A 17,533-nucleotide genomic window follows, 5' to 3' on the forward strand; every position below is an offset into this window, starting at 1 on the left:
GGAAGCCGGTCATGAGTGATGCGAGAAAAGTCAGTCTGATCGCACTGGCGCTGGCGGGATACCTGTCCGCGTCCGTCGGCGCGAAGGCCGAGGACTGTCCGGTTTGCGAAGCGTTGACCGCGTTCGGAAAGGACGCGCCGACCGAGGAACTCGAGACGGTGTTGAAATCGGTCGATAAGGGCCCGTTCGCGCCTCCCGAGGCCAATCCGGCCGCCGCGTGCTCCAACGCCTCGCTGCTGGCCGATCCGGGCGACCTTCGCGCGATGAGCGACCGGGCGTTCTTGCGCGCCGAACGTCTGGCCGTTTCCATCGAAACCTGCGGCGGAACGTGTGCGCCGGTGCTCAACGAAGCGGAACGGTGCGGGGCGCAGATGGGTCTCGATGCGCGGGCCGCCGCTTTCGAGCGCGCGGCGTCGGCGCTCGGACAGGCGAGCGTTCTGGCGGAGGAGGCGGTGGCGCGGGCGGTCCCGTTCGAAGCCGCGCTCGCCGAACGATACAGCCTCTACGCGGGAGGCGTCTTGCGGCTGCTGGAGCGAGCCATGGCGTCCGTTTCCGGAGGATCGGGAGCATCGGTCGCGGATCCGGAATGGAAGGCGTCGGCCGAGGACCTGTCCGATCTGGCGGCGCTTGTCGAAACACTCGACGGTCTGGAGGTACTGGAAGGCGCGGAGCCTCTGGGTGACTCCATGATCGATATCGCGGAGAGGCTGCCGATTCTCGGCGGCGACATCGAAGCGGCTCTCTCCACACCTGCCGAGCTTCAGCCATCGCAGCAGGGCATGTTGCGCGTTCGCTTGCTCGAAACCGTACGCGATGTCCTCACGCTGGAGGAGCGCCTGACGAAAATGGCCGAAGCCGCGCGGATGGCGTCCGCGGACGTCTCGACGGACGCCAATGCGCCGTCGTCCGAAGATGGCGCGACCGTATTGCGCGACTCCGCGAAGTGCATGGACGATCTGGCGCTCGATCTGGGCGTCGCCGCCACCGCGGAGGAACTTGCCATCGAGCTTCTGGAGTCTTGCGGCGCGAGGCCGACATGCAATCAGTCCATACCGCCAAGGCTGTCATTGCCGGCACTGGCGGATGCGGAAGGCAAGGCCGACAAGGAGATCGCTTCGCTGGCTCACGCCCTCTGCGCGCGATAGCCGCCGGTCAATCTTCCGCGTTCCCGGTGGTCGTCTCGTAATTGGGCTGCAGCACCGACCGGATCGCGGCGGAATTGGTCTCGACCGAACTGCGTATGAAATCCTCCAGATCCCGGTCCGACCGCGCCCCGGCGTCGGTCGCCGCGCGATACTCCAGAACCGCTTGCATGATTTGCCCGGCTTCTTCGGGAAAAGGCGGCTGCGGCATGCGCAACCGATATGTCCAGCCTTCGTCGCCGGACCATCCGCGACCGTCGGGCGCGAACTGCAGTTCGCCGAGCGGCGGCGCGGCCGCGAGGCGGTCGTCGACCGCCAGCACGACATGGACCGCATCGGCGTCGTTCGCGTCCGCTAGGTTTCGCGCGGCCTGGCGCAACAGGACCTCGTGCAGGGAGTTCAGATGCGGCCCGATGGGCGCTGCGGGCGCGATCGTGACCTGAATCCGCGCGCGGCCCTCCATCGACAGGTCCTCGCGGTCGATCTCGGTGAAAAGGATCTTGTCTTCGGCGGGCGTCGGCTGGAAGGCCTCCGGGAACAGCAATTGACCGCCGAAGAAGACGCCGAGCACGACGGCTAGGCTGACGACGACATAGAGCAATGCCCGCTTGGCGAGCCCCCCGACCCAGTCCATCCGTCAGCCCGCGGTCAGGATGGTGACGCCGTCGGCGAGCCGCACCTGGCCCGCCGTGGCGTCCGGATCGGGCTCCAGTTGAAACCGGAAGATGACCGTCGACTCCATCCCGTCTCCGTCTTCCACGCCGGCCAGATCGAGAAACAGGTCGCACTGGAAACCGTCATCCTCCGCTGCGCACTCATGATGCACAGTGACAAGTTGTGGCTCCGCGGCACTCGGCGCATCCGGGTCGTTGATCGTGAGAACCGCGGCCAGCGCGCCCGGCAGATCGGCGCGAAAGCCTGCTTCGGACAGGTATGTCCGGAAACCGGGATCGGCTATCACCACCGGCCGGGAATCCCCCGCGCGAAACAGGGCGGCGAGGACCTGGCCTGAGGTGAGCTCCTGGGCCCGGGCGGAACCGGCGCAAAGGCTCAGCGCGACGGCTGCGATCAGGCTGCGCTTCAAAAACATACTCATGATTGCCCTCGGCTGGTCGGGATCGATGTCGTAGGGGAAGATGCTAGCAGCTTCAAAGGTCGATAGCCAAGCGCTATCGGACCAGTGTGGCGCAGGGCAGAGCTCGACCGCAGGGTCTTCGACATCGGCGCGGGCTGAGCGCCGCCGCCCCTCGGTTCACGACATTCAGGGGATTGCCGTCGAGATAGCCGGAGATGTTGCACCTGAGCTGGTCGGCGAGGGTCTGCGTGGCGCGTCGGCTCGCCCGATGAACGGTTCGAGACATACTCTAGTATCCTGTCGACGATCACGTCTTCATCGAAGTCATTCGGATCAAATGACGGCAGATCGTCGCCGTCACCAGAGAGTTGGCCTTTCGCAGCGGAAAAAATCGGATTTCAGGGCTTTTGCTTGCCTCGCGCGCATGATCACGAGCGCATGGGCGCGCGTATTGCTGAGGAAAAATATTCAGGGTCGTCGGAAAAATTGGTCGGCTATCTTCGGCGCTGTGGCTACTTGGTGGCTACACGGACGCAAGCGAAGCGAAATGGCAGACATCCTGCCGCCAACAATGGGTTGAAATTGTTGGAAGAAAACTGGAGCGGGCGATGAGATTCGAACTCACGACCCCAACCTTGGCAAGGTTGTGCTCTACCCCTGAGCTACGCCCGCTCGGCGCGCCTTGAAATCGGCTGCCGCGCTCTATGCCGCAAGCGCAGATCGAATGCAACACCAAAATACGGGGCCGTCGCGCAGTTTTTCGGCGAAAGGCCGTCCGGCTTGCCAAGTGGCGGGGCCAGACCCTATTGAGACGCCAAACCGGACAAGGGCGGACAGATGAGCGACACGGCGCACAAGACGAGGGATGATCTCTTTTCATTTCTCGACGGTCTCGGCATCGAGGTGACCACGAAGGACCATCCGCCGGTCTTCACGGTGGAGGAATCCAAGGCGCTTCGCGACGAGATTGCCGGCGGTCACACCAAGAACCTGTTCCTCAAGGACAAGAAGGGGCGGTACTTCCTGCTCACCGTGGGCGAGGATGCGACGATCGATCTCAAGACGATTCACACGCTCATCGGGGCCAACGGCCGGGTGTCCTTCGGCAAACCGGAGCAGATGATGGAGTTTCTCGGCGTTATTCCAGGCGCGGTCACGGCGTTCGGCGTCCTCAACGATACGGAAAACGCCGTGACGCTGATTTTCGACGAAGCGCTGGCCGCCCATGACGTGATCAACGCCCATCCGCTGACGAACGACGCGACGACCTCGATCGCGATGTCCGACATGAAGCGTTTCGTCGAGGCAACCGGTCACAGCTGGAATGTCTTGAAACTGGCCGGTGAAAACGCGACATAAGCGGACAAGTTTTGGCACCTGGTGCGAAGGAAGACATCATGAATTCGAACGACAATCCGTTTGCCTCCGATCAAGGTGGTTATGGCGCACAGACGGTGGGTTTCGGCGCGGCCGGTAACGGTGCCGCTCAGCCCGCGCCCGCAATGGGCGGCGCGGCGGCGGGAGACCTGATCAAGGACACGACAACCGCCGATTTCCAGCAGGACGTGATTGCGGAATCGCGCAACCAGCCGGTTCTGGTCGATTTCTGGGCGCCGTGGTGCGGTCCGTGCCGGCAATTGACGCCGCGCATCGAGGCTGCGGTGAAACAGGCCGGCGGCAAGGTCAAGCTGGTCAAGATGAACATCGACGATCACCCGGCGATCCCGGGCCAGATGGGCGTTCAGTCGATTCCGGCCGTGGTCGCCTTTCACAACGGCCAGCCGGTGGACGGGTTCATGGGGGCGGTGCCCGACAGCCAGCTGAACGAGTTCATCGCCAAGCTTGCCGGTGCGTCGAGGGGCGACGACAAGGAAAAGGCGGTCGAGCAGGCGCTCGGCGCGGCCGAAGCGGCGCTCGAGGCCGGCGACACGGGCCAGGCGGCGCAGATCTACCAGATGATCCTGCAGCAGGTTCCCGACAACGCCGCCGCCTATGCGGGGCTTGCGGGCATGCTGCTCGACGCGGGCGAGACGGCTCAGGCGAAGCAGATGGTCGAAGGCGCGCCGGAAGGCATCGCCGAATCGGTGGAACTGGGCTCCATCAAGGCGCGGCTGGAACTGGCCGAAAAAGTCGCGGGTCTCGGCGATCCGGCGGAACTGGAACGCCGGCTGGCCGAAAAGCCGGACGATCACGATGCCCGTTTCGACCTCGCGCAGATCCGTGCCGCGACCGGCGATCGGGCTGCTGCGGCGGACTTGCTGCTCGAGATCATGAAAGCGGATCGCGAATGGCGCGAGGATGGCGCGCGGCTGGAACTTCTGAAGTTCTTCGAGGCGTGGGGGCCAACCGATCCGGCGACCTTGAAAGCGCGGCGCAAGCTTTCGGCGCTGCTGTTTCGCTAAGGGGACGTCCCGCCCCTTGAGTTTGGCGGCGTCCGACACAGATTCGAAATGGTGAACCCGGGGAGGAGCGCTTTCGAAAATGCAGGCCGGCAACAAGACATACAGCACCGAAAAGGACATTCCGGCTTGCGTGCCGGTTTTTCCCCTGTCGGGCGCGCTGCTTTTGCCCGGCGGGCAGATGCCCCTGAACATCTTCGAACCGCGCTACCTCGAAATGATCGACACTGCGCTTCGCGGCGATCGCACGATTGGCATGATCCAGCCGAAATTCTCCGGTGACACCGGTTCCGCCGACAGGCCGCATTTGTGTGCGGTCGGTTGTCTCGGCCGCATCGCCTCCTTCGCCGAAAGCGGAGATGGGCGCTATCTGATTTCGTTGCAGGGGATATGCCGTTTCCGCGTCGCGGAGGAACTGGCCGTGCGCACACCGTTCAGGCAGTGCCGCATCAGCCCTTTCATTTCCGATCTCGACGAGGATGCGGATGGGTCCTGCGTCGATCGCGAGGCGCTTTTGCGCGTGTTTCGGGCCTATCTGGAAGCCAATGAACTCGAGGCCGACTGGGAAAGTGTCAAGCGTGCCGGCAATGATACGCTGGTCAACGCGCTGTCTATGATGTCGCCCTACGGTCCGGCGGAAAAGCAGGCGCTGCTCGAAGCGCCCGACCTGAAGAACCGCGCCGACACGCTGATCGCGATCACCGAGATGGCTCTGGCGCGCGACACGGATGACTCCGCGCCGACGCTGCAATAGGGTCGCTTTGAAGGCGGAGCGCGCGACATGTCCAAGACCACTGCAGAAGCGCCGGAAGAAGGGCGCGCCGAGAAGAGCGAGGGGATCGATCCGAAGCTGCTCGATCTTCTCGTCTGCCCGCTGACCAAGACGCGTCTGACATTCGATCGCGAGCGCTGCGAACTTGTGTCGGACGCGGCGAAGCTCGCTTATCCGGTGCGCGGCGGCGTGCCGATCATGCTGCCGTCGGAAGCGCGTTCGCTCGACAAAGCCTGAATGGCGGATAGGCTGGCGGGAACCGAATCGGGGAACGCGGCAGGTGGAAGAAAAGCCGAAACGAAAACGCGGAGAGGCCCGTCGCGAGGCGCTGGTTCAGGCGGCGGCGGAGCTGTTCTGGACACGCGGTTTCGAGGCATCGAGCCTCGCCGATATCGCTTGCGCCGCCGATGTGCCGCTCGGCAATGTCTATTATTATTTCAAGACAAAAGGCGATCTTGCGGGCGCGGTCGCCGATCTCTTCGTCCACCAGACCGAAACGCTGATCGAGGATGTGCGCACGGAGACGCCGGAGCCGCGCCGCCGGCTGAAACTGCTGGTTGCACGATTGCAGGCGGGCCAGCAGAGCCGGGTGCAGCATGGCTGTCCGATCCTCGCGGGTGCGCGTGAGTTCCGCCACACGCTGCCTGAACATGGCGCGCGCGCGGCCGAGAGCTTTTCCCTCCTGACCGGGTTCGTGGCGACGGAACTCGGGCGCACGGGCCTCAGACCGTCCATTGCATTGCAGCGCGCGCGTGCGGTCATCGCGGACTGGCAGGGCTCGATCGCGCTTGCCCATGCGCTCGGAGAGCCGCCGGTTCTGGCCGAGTGCTTTGCCCGCATGGAACGCACGCTCGGTCTCGCTTCCGCCTGACTTTCGCCGCCGGGCTCCACCGAAATGACTTCCGTATGAACCGATTGCCGCCGCGATCGTCGATTTTGCTGCTGCGGCACTGCCCGATGAGACGGCGGCTTAATTCGTCAGATCGGCTCGCCGCGCAAAAGACGCGGGGCCGGACCGGAAAGCCCGGCGGCCTGTCCGATGAAAAAATTCTTCACGCCCGGCATCCGGTCGACCAGGCCAAGGCCAATATCGCGGACCGCCCTGAGCGGCGTGAAGTCGTTGGAAAAGAGTCGGTTGAGCACGTCCGTGGTCACGCCCATCTGCCAGGTGTCGAAACGCCGCCAGCGCTCGTAGCGCTGCAAGACGTCGAGCGCCCCGAGGTCCAGGCCCAGCCGGTCGGCCTCCACCACCGTCTCCGCGAGCGCAGCGGCATCCTTGAAGCCGAGATTGAGACCCTGGCCGGCGATCGGATGGATGCCATGCGCCGCATCGCCGACCAGCGCCACGCGCGGCTTGACGAAGTCCCGCGCCAGCGTGAGACCGAGCGGATAGGCGCGTTTCGGACCTTCGACCCGGATTTCGCCAAGCTTCAGGCCGAAGCGCTGTTCCAGTTCGACGTCGAAGGTGAAATCGTCGCCGGCGAGCAGCCTTTCGGCGGTTTCCTTCGTCTCCGACCAGACGATGGAGGACCTGTTTCCCTTTAGTGGCAGGATCGCGAAGGGGCCGGCGGGCAGGAAATGCTCCTCGGCGCGCCCCTCATGCGGCCGCTCATGCGCGATCGTGGCGACAATGCCCATCTGGCCGTAGTCCCAATGCACGGTCTTGATGCCCGCGAGACCGCGCAGCGCCGATTTGACGCCATCGGCTGCGACCAGCAGCCGCGCCTTGACCTCCTTGCCGTTGGTCAGAGTCACGGTCAGCGGCGCGCCTGGCGCCTCCTCGAAAAAGCCGGAAACGGCGACGCCCTGCGAGATGGTGACGCCCGAGGCCTCGCATTTGGCGCGCAGCGCGCCGTTGAGCGCGGCATTGGGCAGCATGTGGGCGAAGGGTTCTCCTTGCAGCACCTCGCCGTCGAATGTGAGGAAGACCGGCCGCGTCGGGTCGCCGGTCTTCGAATCGGTGACGATCATTTCCCTGATCGGCTCGGCCTCTTCCAGCAGTGCATCCCAGCAACCGAGTTCGGCGAGCATGCGCGAGGCGGCCGCCGCGATCGCGGAGGCGCGTGCATCCTTTTTCCAGACGCCTTCGGGCGCAGGATCGACCACGCGGATGGCGAGATGCGGCGCGGCATGCGCGATCGCCGCGGCGGTCGCAAGCCCGACATAACCGGCTCCCGCGATCAGGATATCCGGATTTTCGGGCGCTTTGGTTGAGCCTTTTGCCGTGGTCTTGCGCTTGGCGGTGGTGGCCATGGTGTTCTCCGTGGCGCGGAACCTGTCGCGCCGTAAACTTGACTTGTCCGGCTTCCCCTGTAGCAAAGCGCGGTCACATATCCAAACCGGATCACCGTCATGTCGTCTGCCATCGAGGAACTGATCTCCATTCTCGACCTGGAGGATCTGGAGCGCAATCTGTTCCGTGGTCGCAGCCCGCAAACCGGGTGGCAGCGCGTCTTCGGCGGCCAGGTAATCGCGCAGGCGCTGGTCGCCGCACAGCGCACGGTCGAGCCGGACCGGGCCGTGCATTCGCTGCATTGCTATTTCATGCGGCCGGGCGATCCGGCGGTTCCGATCATCTACGAGGTCGACAGGATCCGCGATGGCGGCAGTTTCACGACGCGCCGTGTCGTGGCGATCCAGCATGGCCACGCGATCTTCTCGTTGTCGGCCTCGTTCCAGATCGACGAACCCGGCCTCGAACATGCCATCGAGATGCCCGAGGGTATTCCGGGTCCGGAAACGCTCTTGCGGGAGAAGGACCTGATCGCCCAGTTCTTCGACCAGTTGCCCGAGCACATCAAGCGATACTGGCTCAGCGAGCGACCGATCGAGTTGCGCCCGGTCTCGCTGACCCATTACATCACGCGCGAGAAGCTGCCGCCGAAACAGCATATCTGGGTGCGCGCCACCGGCGAGATACCCGATGACAGGGCACTGCAGTCGGCGGTCCTTGCCTATCTGTCGGACATGACGTTGCTCGACACGTCGCTTTTCGCGCATGGCCGGTCCGTCTTCGATCCGGAGATCCAGGCGGCGAGCCTCGATCATGCGATGTGGTTTCACCGCCCGCACAAGCTCGACGACTGGCTTCTCTACACCCAGGACAGCCCGAACGCGTCCGGCGCGCGGGGCTTCACCCGCGGCTCGCTCTACGCGACCGACGGGACATTGGTCGCATCGGTGGCACAGGAAGGCCTGATCCGGTTGCGGACCAAAAACGCCTAAAAATTCATCATTTCTTCGCTTTTTGCCAATTTGTCAGGCGGCATTCTGGTGAATTTCCGGTCATCCTGGAGAGAGTTCCCCAATTTCCGGCGATTCGGACGAAGCGTGAACTGGCATGGCTTTTGATTATAGAACTGCGCCGGGATCGGTCCGGCGCGGGCGAAACCGCTCATTTGTCAGGGAGGAGCCGTCATGAAACTCATCATGGCCATCATCAAGCCGTTCAAGCTGGACGAGGTGCGCGAGGCGTTGACCGACGTCGGTGTCGAGGGGCTGACCGTATCCGAGGTCAAGGGATATGGCCGCCAGAAGGGCCACACCGAGATCTATCGCGGCGCGGAATACGCGATCAGTTTCCTGCCGAAGATCAAGATCGAGATCGTCGTCGATGACGACATGGCCGACAAGGTGATCGACGCCGTTTCCGGAGCCGCCAAGACCGGCCAGATCGGCGACGGGAAAATCTTCGTCTACAGCATAGAAAACGCGGTGCGTATTCGCACCGGTGAAACCGACTCCAGCGCGCTCTGACGCGGGATTGCACAGGGGCTTTCCATGAAAAGCAAATATCTCTCCGGCGCGGCGGCGCTTTTCTCACTCCTCGTTTCGACCGGGGCGGTCTTCGCCCAAGATGCCGCGACGACAACCATCGACAAGGGCGATACCGCCTGGATGATGATGTCGTCGCTGCTCGTCCTGTTCATGGTCATTCCGGGCCTCGCGCTCTTCTACGGCGGTCTCGTGCGGGCCAAGAACATGCTCTCCGTGCTCATGCAGTGCACCCTGATCACCTCGGTGGTCATGATCATCTGGGTCCTGTGGGGTTACTCCTTCGCCTTCGGGGGATCGACCAGCCCGTTCTGGGGCGGCCTTGGAAAGATGTTCCTCGCCGGCGTGACGATGGACAGCGAGGCTGCGACCTTCACCGACGGCGTCATGATCCCCGAATATGTCTTCATCTGTTTCCAGATGACATTCGCCGCAATCACCCCGGCGCTGATCGTCGGTGCGTTTGCGGAGCGCGCCAAGTTCTCCGGCGTGATGCTGTTCACCGTGTTGTGGGTCACTTTCATCTATTTCCCGATCGCCCACATGGTCTGGGATGGATCGGGCCTGATCTTCAACTGGGGCGCGATCGATTTCGCCGGCGGCACCGTGGTGCATATCAATGCCGGCATCGCGGGGCTTGTCTGGGCCATCATGCTTGGCAAGCGCATTGGCTTCGGCAAGGACAACATGGCCCCGCATTCGATGACGCTGACCATGGTCGGCGCGGCGATGCTGTGGGTCGGCTGGTTCGGCTTCAATGCCGGCTCCAACCTTGAGGCGACCTCCAACGCGACACTGGCGATGATGAACACCTTCATCGCGACGGCCGCTGCGGTTGTTTCCTGGTCGGTGGTGGAAGGCTTCATGCGCGGCAAGTCCTCCGGCCTTGGCGCTGCATCGGGCATGGTGGCGGGTCTCGTCGCCGTCACGCCGGCCTGCGGTACCTCCGGTCCAATGGGCGCACTCGTGCTCGGTCTCGCCGTCTCGCCGATCTGCTACTTCTTCGTGACGACGATAAAATCGAAATTCGGCTATGACGACAGCCTGGACGTTTTCGGCGTCCACGGCGTCGGCGGTATCGTCGGTGCGATCGGCACCGGCATCCTGTGCGCGCCGTTCCTCGGCGGAACGGGTTATGTCGTGGAGGCCGGCACGATGGGCGCGCAGGTCCTTGCGCAGGTCCAGGCCGTGCTGCTCACCGTGGTGTGGTCGGGCGTCGGTTCCGCGGTGCTGATCCTGATCACGAAGGCGATCACCGGAATCCGCGCCAGCAGCGATGCGGAGCGCGAGGGCCTCGACCTCGCCTCACACGGCGAATCGGCCTATCACGCCTGAAAACAGGGATAATTCTCCCGACAGGAAACCCGGGTTTCGGCCCGGGTTTTTGGTTTCCGAAGCGTAAAGATTAAGAAATCATCAAGATTTCAGAAATGCCTATTAATTAGGCATGTTGCACTGCATATGAATCGGTGCGACAAAAAGCATCACGTAAATATGCTTTTTTTTCAACGCGTTGCGCGGTTTTCAACAATTTGGCACGGGTCTTGAATGGTGTTTCCCGACAGCGTTCGGCATCGATGTCGCGCTGCACCCAGTATCGCCGGCCAGCTGGCGAAAATGAGTAAACATAGGGAACTACAGCGCATGAAAATAGTCATGGCCATCATCAAGCCCTTCAAACTGGATGAGGTGCGCGAAGCTCTCACCGGGCTTGGCGTCCAGGGCCTGACCGTCACCGAGGTGAAGGGGTATGGGCGTCAGAAGGGGCACACCGAGATTTATCGCGGAGCGGAATACGCCATCAGCTTCCTCCCGAAGCTGAAGATCGAGCTCGCGGTCGACGACGACATGGTCGAGAAGGTGATCGAAACCATCTCCGGAGCGGCCAAAACCGGCCAGATCGGCGACGGCAAGATCTTCACCTACACGATCGATCAGGCCGTTCGTATCCGTACGGGCGAAACCGATTCCGAAGCGCTTTAAGGCGCCGGTGCAAGTTACTTCAGGAGTTCAATCACAATGACCATATCCAAAGGTTTTCGATACGGCCTCGCCGGCCTTGCCGCAGCGGTGGCGTTGAGTGCGGGACCCGCATTCGCGCAGGACACCGAAGCGGCGGCTGAGGCCGCGTCCACGGTGGCTTCGCCCGACGTGCAATATATCTTCAACACGTTGCTGTTCCTTATCGGCGGCTTCCTCGTGATGTGGATGGCCGCGGGCTTCGCCATGCTCGAGGCCGGCCTCGTGCGTTCCAAGAACGTGTCGATGCAGTCCCTCAAGAACATCGCGCTCTATTCCATCGCCGGCATCATGTACTGGCTGGTGGGCTACAACCTGATGTATACCGGCGTTGACGGCGGCTACATGGGGTCCTTCGGCACCTACGCCTTCGATCCGGTCGGCGGTGACGCTCTCGACGTCGGCTATTCGACGGCTTCCGACTGGTTCTTCCAGATGGTGTTCGTCGCAACCGCCGCCTCGATCGTGTCCGGTACGGTCGCCGAGCGCATGAAGCTCTGGCCCTTCCTGATCTTCGTCGTTGTCCTGACCGGCTTCATCTACCCGATCGCCGGTTCCTGGCAGTGGGGCGGCGGCTGGCTCTCCGAGATGGGCTTCTCCGACTTCGCCGGTTCGACGCTGGTTCACTCGGTCGGTGGCTGGGCTGCTCTCGCCGGTGCATTGTTGGTCGGCGCGCGTGCAGGCAAGTATGAAGGCGGCAAGATCAACCCGATGGTCGGCTCTTCGATCCCGCTCGCCACGCTCGGTACGTTCATCCTGTGGCTCGGCTGGTTCGGCTTCAACGGCGCGTCTCAGCTCGCCATGGGCACGATCAGCGATGTCACGGACGTTTCGCGCATCTTCGCCAACACCAACCTGGCCGCTGCGGCCGGCGTGGTCGTCACCATCATCCTTCTGCAGGTCCTCTACAAGAAGGTTGACGTGACGATGGTGCTCAACGGCGCTCTTGCCGGTCTCGTCTCCATCACTGCCGAGCCGCTGGCTCCGGCCGTATGGCAGGCGCTTCTGATCGGCGCAGTCGGCGGTGCCATCGTGGTGTTCACGGTTCCGCTGCTCGACAAGCTGAAGATCGACGACGTCGTCGGCGCAATCCCGGTCCACCTGTTCGCGGGTATCTGGGGCACGCTGATCGTTCCGTTCTCCAACGCCGACACGAGCTATAGCACGCAGCTGGTCGGTATCGTCGCCTACGGTGTCTTCACGCTGGTTGTCTCCTTCGTCGTCTGGTTCATCCTGAAGGCGATCATGGGCATCCGCGTCTCCGCCGAGGACGAGATGATCGGTCTCGACAAAGCCGAAACCGGCGTCGAGGCTTACCCGGAATTCTCTCGCGGCTGACGTCGCGGGCGAAACCCGGAGACGGGCGATACCTCCTCCCATCGCCCGTCTCCGTGACTTGATCCCGTCGTGATGTTTGACATCACACCAACTGGCCCGGTCATCGCGACCGGGCCTTTTTTATGCCCGTGCGCGATCTCCTGTCGGACGCGATTGCATGGTTAATGCCTGTTTAACCAAGCTTTACTAGGCTGCGGCCGGGAAATTGTGTCCGCCGCCGTGGCGGAGGGAAGACGGGAATTTCGGATGCACGCCGATCACGCCATATCACTTCACGCCGACCGGACGATGGGGAGGAGCCATCGCCGCGACCGATCACTGACAGCGGGAATGGCCGATCTGGTTCGCCGACAGGTGGAGTTCATGGCCGGCATCCTTCTCTGGGTGCTGAGTGCCTTCGCGCTTTTCGCGCTGGCCACCTGGAACGCCGGCGATCCAAGCTGGAGCTATGCCGCCGACGCGCCGGTCAGCAACGCGATGGGCTATCCCGGCGCGATCGTTTCCGACATCTTCATGCAGTTCTTCGGCCTCGCCGCGCTTCCGGCCCTCTTACCGACCGTGTTCTGGGGCTATGCGCGCATTCGCGGCCGCTACTGGCCGCATGCGGCCCGCCGGTTGGCGATGTGGCCAATTGCGGCCATCTTGGCCGCGGCCGTCGCCGGCTGTTTTCCGATGACTGGCACTTGGCCGCTGCCGACAGGCCTTGGTGGCGTGTTCGGCGACATGGTTCTCAGGCTTCCGGGCATGCTGAGCGGTGGCTATCCGGCGGGATGGGTGCGGGTCCTGTCGTTCATCGTCTTCGCGCCGCTCGCCTTCTACGCGCTGGCGGTTTCCTGCGGCTTCCTTTGGGGCGCTGCCGACGCGATCACGGTCCGTGAAGCCGAAACCGATACCGATACCGAGGACGACGAGGACGAGGACGCCGACGGAAACGGCCGCTTCGTCACGATCGGTGCGCTGATCCATGGCTACTATACGGCGCGTGCGGCGGTGCGCCGGATGTTCCGGTCGCGCCGTGCCCATCTTCGCGATGTCGCGCCTCCGGACGTCGGCGATCGCCGGGAACCGGGCTTCGGTGACGAAGCACCGTTCGACTCCGATTTCGACCTTGGCCCAGACGACGATATCGACACCGAACCGCAGGACGACTGGGCGCCGCGAGCCGCGCCTGCGACATCTGAGCATGCCGATGCAGGCCCGTCTTCGCGCGTGGCGTCCGTTGCGCCAAAGCCGAAACCCAGCGTTCGGGTTCAGCGAGAGGCGCAGGCGAGCTTCATCCAGGACGCCGGTTTCGAATTGCCGGCCATCCACATGCTCGCCGAGCCGAAGAGCCAGAGCAAGGATCCGGGCCTCTCGCCGGAGGCGCTGGAACAGAATGCGCGACTGCTCGAGGGTGTGCTGGAGGATTTCGGCGTGCGCGGCGAGATCATCCATGTGCGTCCGGGTCCGGTCGTCACGCTTTACGAACTCGAACCCGCGCCGGGCATCAAGTCCTCGCGCGTCATCGGACTGGCCGAGGACATCGCGCGGTCGATGAGCGCGATCGCCGCGCGCGTCGCGGTCGTTCCCGGCCGTAACGCGATCGGCATCGAATTGCCGAATGCGCGACGCGAGACGGTTTTCCTGCGCGAGCTCATTTCCGCGCAAGCCTACGACAATTCCAAGGCCAAGCTGGCGCTGACGCTTGGCAAGACGATCAATGGCGAGGCGGTCATCGCCGATCTTGCCAAGATGCCGCACCTGCTCGTCGCCGGCACGACCGGCTCCGGCAAGTCGGTCGCCATCAACACGATGATCCTCTCGATCCTCTACAAGATGTCGCCCGAGGAATGCCGCCTCATCATGATCGACCCGAAAATGCTGGAACTGTCCGTCTATGACGGCATTCCGCATCTGCTGACGCCAGTGGTGACCGACCCGAAAAAGGCGGTCGTGGCGCTGAAATGGACCGTCCGCGAGATGGAACAGCGCTACAAGAACATGTCGAAGATCGGCGTGCGCAACATCGACGGCTTCAACGCCAAGGTGCGCGAGGCCCAGAAGAAGGGCAAGGAGATCAGCCGCACGGTGCAGACCGGTTTCGACCGCGAGACCGGCGAAGCGATCTACGAAACCGAGACGCTCGATCTGGAGGCGATGCCCTATATCGTCGTCATCATCGACGAAATGGCCGACCTGATGATGGTCGCCGGCAAGGATATCGAAGGCGCGGTACAGCGGCTTGCCCAGATGGCGCGTGCTGCCGGCATCCATGTCATCATGGCGACGCAACGTCCGTCGGTCGATGTCATCACCGGCACGATCAAGGCGAACTTCCCGACGCGCATCTCCTTTCAGGTCACGTCGAAGATCGACAGCCGCACCATTCTTGGCGAACAGGGCGCCGAGCAGCTGCTCGGCATGGGCGACATGCTCTACATGGCCGGCGGCGGGCGCATCCAGCGAGTGCACGGCCCGTTCGTCTCCGACCGCGAGGTCGAGGATGTCGTGGCGCATCTCAAGATGCAGGGCGTGCCGGAATATCTGGAAGCGATCACCGAGGACGACGACGAGGACGGCGGCGATGGTGGTGGCGGCGGCAACAGCGGCGATATGGGCGATTCCGAGGACCCCTACGACCAGGCGGTGGCGGTCGTGTTGCGTGACGGAAAGGCATCGACCTCCTATGTGCAGCGCAGGCTGGGAATCGGTTACAACCGGGCGGCCTCGATCATCGAGCGGATGGAGGATGAGGGTATTATCGGACCCGCGAATCATGCCGGCAAACGCGAGATCCTGGTGCCAACCGAAAACGACGAGATGTAGTCGGCGCACTGTGGCCAACGCCACAGAGACGCCCAACTGTATGATTATCTATCGCGTACAAACAACAAATCGGAAAACCGGCTGGAGCGGTTCATGACGGATCACACTTTCGCGAAACCGATGGCGATCACGCGGCGCGGCCTTGTTGCCGGCGCCATGGCCACGGCAATTGCAATCACGGCGCTGCAACCGGCCTTCGCGGCGCCCGAGACGGCGCAGCGAATCGCCGATCATTTCTCGAATGTCCGGTCCATGGCCGGCGAATTCGTGCAGTTCGGTCCGTCCGGCGAGCAGACCGGCGGAAAGTTCTATATCGAACGGCCGGGCAAGCTTCTTTTCCTCTACGAGAATCCGTCGCCGATCCGCGTTGTGGCCGACGGCAAGTCACTCGTGGTCAACAACAAGAAGCTGGACACCTGGAGCATCTATCCCCTCGGCAAGACACCCCTCAACGTGCTGCTCGGCGACCGGATCGACCTGAGCGGCGATCGGGTGCGCAATGTGAGCGAAGCGGATGACCTGACCACGATCGTCATCGGCGACAAGCAGATCTTCGGCGACAGCCAGATCACGATGATGTTCGACCCGAAGAGCTTCGATCTGCGCCAGTGGACGATCCGGGACGCGCAGGGCAAGGACACGACCGTCATGGTCTACAACGTCCAGCAGGGTGTGCGCTTCGGCAAGGGGACGTTCGACATTCCCTATCAGAAGATCAACGAAGATCGTTTCCGCTCCGACTGACGCCCGTATCCGTCTCTAAATTGTGGGTTGCCGGCGCGAAGGCGCCGGCTGGCGCTTGCCATAGACCCGGTGCGTTGAGACAAGCAATCGAACGCACCGAGGGCCTCCCATGACATTTTCCGTCGCCACGTGGAACATCAACTCCGTTCGCCTGCGTCTGCCGATCGTCGAGTCGTTCCTGCAGACATATCAGCCCGATGTGCTGTGCCTGCAGGAAACGAAGTGTCCGAACGATCAGTTTCCGACAAAGGCCTTCCACAAGCTCGGATATACGAATGTCGAGATCCACGGGCAGAAGGGCTATCACGGCGTTGCCACGATCTCGAAACATCCGCTGGAGGAGGTCGCATCGCGCGATTTCTGCGGCATGGGCGATACGCGTCATCTCGACAGCATCGTGAGGGCGCCGGGCCGCAGCATCCGGGTTCACAATTTCTACGTGCCCGCGGGCGGCGACGAGCCTGACCCGGCAATTAACCCAAAGTTCCGCCACAAGCTGGATTTCCTGGACGAGATGCGGTCGATTCCGGCCGATCCGGGCAAGGCGGATTCGGCGATTCTCGTCGGCGATCTCAACATCGCGCCGCTGGAGACCGATGTCTGGTCGCACAAACAATTGCTGAAAGTCGTCAGCCACACGCCATTGGAGACGGAGACGCTCGAAGATCTGCGGATGAAAGGCGGATGGTCGGACCTGATGCGGGTTTTCATACCGCCGGAAGAGAAGATCTTCACGTGGTGGAGTTACCGGGCTCGCGACTGGGATGTATCGGACAGGGGCCGGCGCCTCGACCACGTCTGGGGATCGCCGGATCTCGAAAGCCTGGTCGAGGACATTACCGTATTGCGCGAGGCGCGCGGCTGGGAAAAGCCGTCGGATCACGTGCCGGTCATCGCACGCTTCGCAATTTGAGGGCGCGAAGCGGCCTTCAGCTGTCGTTGAAATGAACGTCCAGTTCGCCAATGCTGCGCAGCAGCGCGCGAAGTTGCTTGCTCAGCTTCGCATGCAGATAGGCGGCGCTTTCCGGATATTCCTCCAGCATCCGCTTGAACAGGCTGCGATTGATGCGCAGCAGTTTCGTGTCCTCGGCGGCCACCGCACCCGTGAGACGCGTGGTCTCGGTAATCAGCGCCAGTTCGCCGAGGATCATGCCTGGTTCGACGCGCTTGAGAACACGGCGGCCATTCTGCGAGTCGCGGAAAAGGTCGATCGCGCCGGACACGACGATGTAGCCGCAATCGGCGCTGTCGCCGTCACGATAGAGGTCCGTGCCCTCGGCAAGCGACTTGCTCTCCGCGCCGAAGGCAAGCAGACGCAACTGCTCGCTGGACAATTCCTCGAACAGTGAAACACCGGAGATGATGCGGATGTCGTCTTCAAGAGACAAAAGCTGGACCCGCCGCGCAAAAACTCAGTAAAGCCGCTGTTATATGACCGATTCGCGAATGAAAAGTCCGGGCGGGC

18 protein-coding genes and 1 tRNA gene are annotated in these 17,533 nt (G+C 62.9%); 14 read left to right on the forward strand and 5 right to left on the reverse strand.

Annotated elements, in window-relative coordinates:
- Positions 1-11 precede the first annotated feature (11 nt).
- Positions 12-1,145, forward strand: a complete 1,134-nt coding sequence (locus ACQK2M_RS03325; protein WP_425416622.1) for a hypothetical protein — start codon at positions 12-14, stop codon at positions 1,143-1,145.
- A gap of 7 nt (positions 1,146-1,152) precedes the next feature.
- Here ACQK2M_RS03325 and ACQK2M_RS03330 read toward each other — a convergent pair whose 3' ends face one another.
- The 3 genes from ACQK2M_RS03330 to ACQK2M_RS03340 form a co-directional block, all read right to left on the reverse strand.
- Positions 1,153-1,776 carry a hypothetical protein gene (locus tag ACQK2M_RS03330; protein ID WP_425416623.1) on the reverse strand — a complete coding sequence of 208 codons (624 nt, stop codon included), beginning with the start codon at positions 1,774-1,776 and terminating at the stop codon, positions 1,153-1,155.
- A gap of 3 nt (positions 1,777-1,779) precedes the next feature.
- On the reverse strand, positions 1,780-2,238 hold the full coding sequence (locus ACQK2M_RS03335) for a hypothetical protein (RefSeq protein WP_425416624.1): 459 nt from the start codon (positions 2,236-2,238) through the stop codon (positions 1,780-1,782).
- Positions 2,239-2,814: 576 nt separating this feature from the next.
- Positions 2,815-2,889: transfer RNA gene (locus tag ACQK2M_RS03340), tRNA-Gly, on the reverse strand.
- Positions 2,890-3,054: 165 nt separating this feature from the next.
- Between ACQK2M_RS03340 and ACQK2M_RS03345 the strand changes: the two genes are divergently transcribed.
- The 5 genes from ACQK2M_RS03345 (at position 3,055) to ACQK2M_RS03365 (ending at position 6,259) form a co-directional block, all read left to right on the forward strand.
- Positions 3,055-3,576 carry a prolyl-tRNA synthetase associated domain-containing protein gene (locus tag ACQK2M_RS03345; protein WP_425416625.1) on the forward strand — a complete coding sequence of 174 codons (522 nt, stop codon included), beginning with the start codon at positions 3,055-3,057 and terminating at the stop codon, positions 3,574-3,576.
- 38 nt (positions 3,577-3,614) lie between these two features.
- Positions 3,615-4,619, forward strand: coding sequence for a thioredoxin (gene trxA / locus ACQK2M_RS03350; RefSeq protein WP_425416626.1), 1,005 nt, complete (start codon positions 3,615-3,617; stop codon positions 4,617-4,619).
- 79 nt (positions 4,620-4,698) lie between these two features.
- Positions 4,699-5,370, forward strand: coding sequence for an LON peptidase substrate-binding domain-containing protein (locus ACQK2M_RS03355; RefSeq protein ID WP_223477567.1), 672 nt, complete (start codon positions 4,699-4,701; stop codon positions 5,368-5,370).
- A gap of 27 nt (positions 5,371-5,397) precedes the next feature.
- Entirely contained in the window at positions 5,398-5,625 is a 228-nt protein-coding gene (locus ACQK2M_RS03360) for a Trm112 family protein (protein WP_425416627.1), read from the forward strand.
- Between the two features lie 43 nt (positions 5,626-5,668).
- The gene (locus ACQK2M_RS03365) at positions 5,669-6,259 is read left to right on the forward strand and encodes a TetR/AcrR family transcriptional regulator (RefSeq protein WP_425416628.1); all 591 of its coding nucleotides are present in this window, start codon (positions 5,669-5,671) and stop codon (positions 6,257-6,259) included.
- Positions 6,260-6,366: 107 nt separating this feature from the next.
- Here the strand turns inward: ACQK2M_RS03365 and ACQK2M_RS03370 are convergent, their stop codons facing one another.
- Positions 6,367-7,641, reverse strand: a complete 1,275-nt coding sequence (locus tag ACQK2M_RS03370) for a ubiquinone biosynthesis hydroxylase (RefSeq protein WP_425416629.1) — start codon at positions 7,639-7,641, stop codon at positions 6,367-6,369.
- Between the two features lie 99 nt (positions 7,642-7,740).
- Between ACQK2M_RS03370 and tesB the strand changes: the two genes are divergently transcribed.
- From tesB to xth, 8 genes are all read left to right on the forward strand, one after another.
- A complete protein-coding gene (tesB, locus tag ACQK2M_RS03375; RefSeq protein WP_425416630.1) occupies positions 7,741-8,613 on the forward strand; it encodes an acyl-CoA thioesterase II in 873 nt (290 codons plus the stop codon).
- Positions 8,614-8,805: 192 nt separating this feature from the next.
- On the forward strand, positions 8,806-9,144 hold the full coding sequence (locus tag ACQK2M_RS03380; protein WP_223477562.1) for a P-II family nitrogen regulator: 339 nt from the start codon (positions 8,806-8,808) through the stop codon (positions 9,142-9,144).
- A gap of 24 nt (positions 9,145-9,168) precedes the next feature.
- Positions 9,169-10,497 (forward strand): ammonium transporter, encoded by a 1,329-nt coding sequence (locus ACQK2M_RS03385; protein ID WP_425416631.1) that lies wholly within the window; start codon positions 9,169-9,171, stop codon positions 10,495-10,497.
- A 309-nt stretch (positions 10,498-10,806) separates the two neighbouring features.
- The gene (locus tag ACQK2M_RS03390) at positions 10,807-11,145 is read left to right on the forward strand and encodes a P-II family nitrogen regulator (RefSeq protein ID WP_223477560.1); all 339 of its coding nucleotides are present in this window, start codon (positions 10,807-10,809) and stop codon (positions 11,143-11,145) included.
- A 36-nt stretch (positions 11,146-11,181) separates the two neighbouring features.
- The gene (locus ACQK2M_RS03395; RefSeq protein ID WP_425416632.1) at positions 11,182-12,519 is read left to right on the forward strand and encodes an ammonium transporter; all 1,338 of its coding nucleotides are present in this window, start codon (positions 11,182-11,184) and stop codon (positions 12,517-12,519) included.
- Between the two features lie 288 nt (positions 12,520-12,807).
- Entirely contained in the window at positions 12,808-15,324 is a 2,517-nt protein-coding gene (locus tag ACQK2M_RS03400) for a DNA translocase FtsK (protein WP_425419974.1), read from the forward strand.
- Between the two features lie 93 nt (positions 15,325-15,417).
- Positions 15,418-16,068 (forward strand): outer membrane lipoprotein carrier protein LolA, encoded by a 651-nt coding sequence (locus ACQK2M_RS03405; RefSeq protein WP_425416633.1) that lies wholly within the window; start codon positions 15,418-15,420, stop codon positions 16,066-16,068.
- Positions 16,069-16,177: 109 nt separating this feature from the next.
- Entirely contained in the window at positions 16,178-16,981 is an 804-nt protein-coding gene (gene xth, locus ACQK2M_RS03410) for an exodeoxyribonuclease III (RefSeq protein ID WP_425416634.1), read from the forward strand.
- 16 nt (positions 16,982-16,997) lie between these two features.
- Here the strand turns inward: xth and ACQK2M_RS03415 are convergent, their stop codons facing one another.
- The gene (locus ACQK2M_RS03415; protein ID WP_425416635.1) at positions 16,998-17,456 is read right to left on the reverse strand and encodes a cyclic nucleotide-binding domain-containing protein; all 459 of its coding nucleotides are present in this window, start codon (positions 17,454-17,456) and stop codon (positions 16,998-17,000) included.
- Positions 17,457-17,533 lie beyond the last annotated feature (77 nt).

The sequence above is a fragment of the Oricola indica genome (genome assembly GCF_965227485.1).
Lineage (GTDB): Bacteria > Pseudomonadota > Alphaproteobacteria > Rhizobiales > Rhizobiaceae > Oricola > Oricola indica.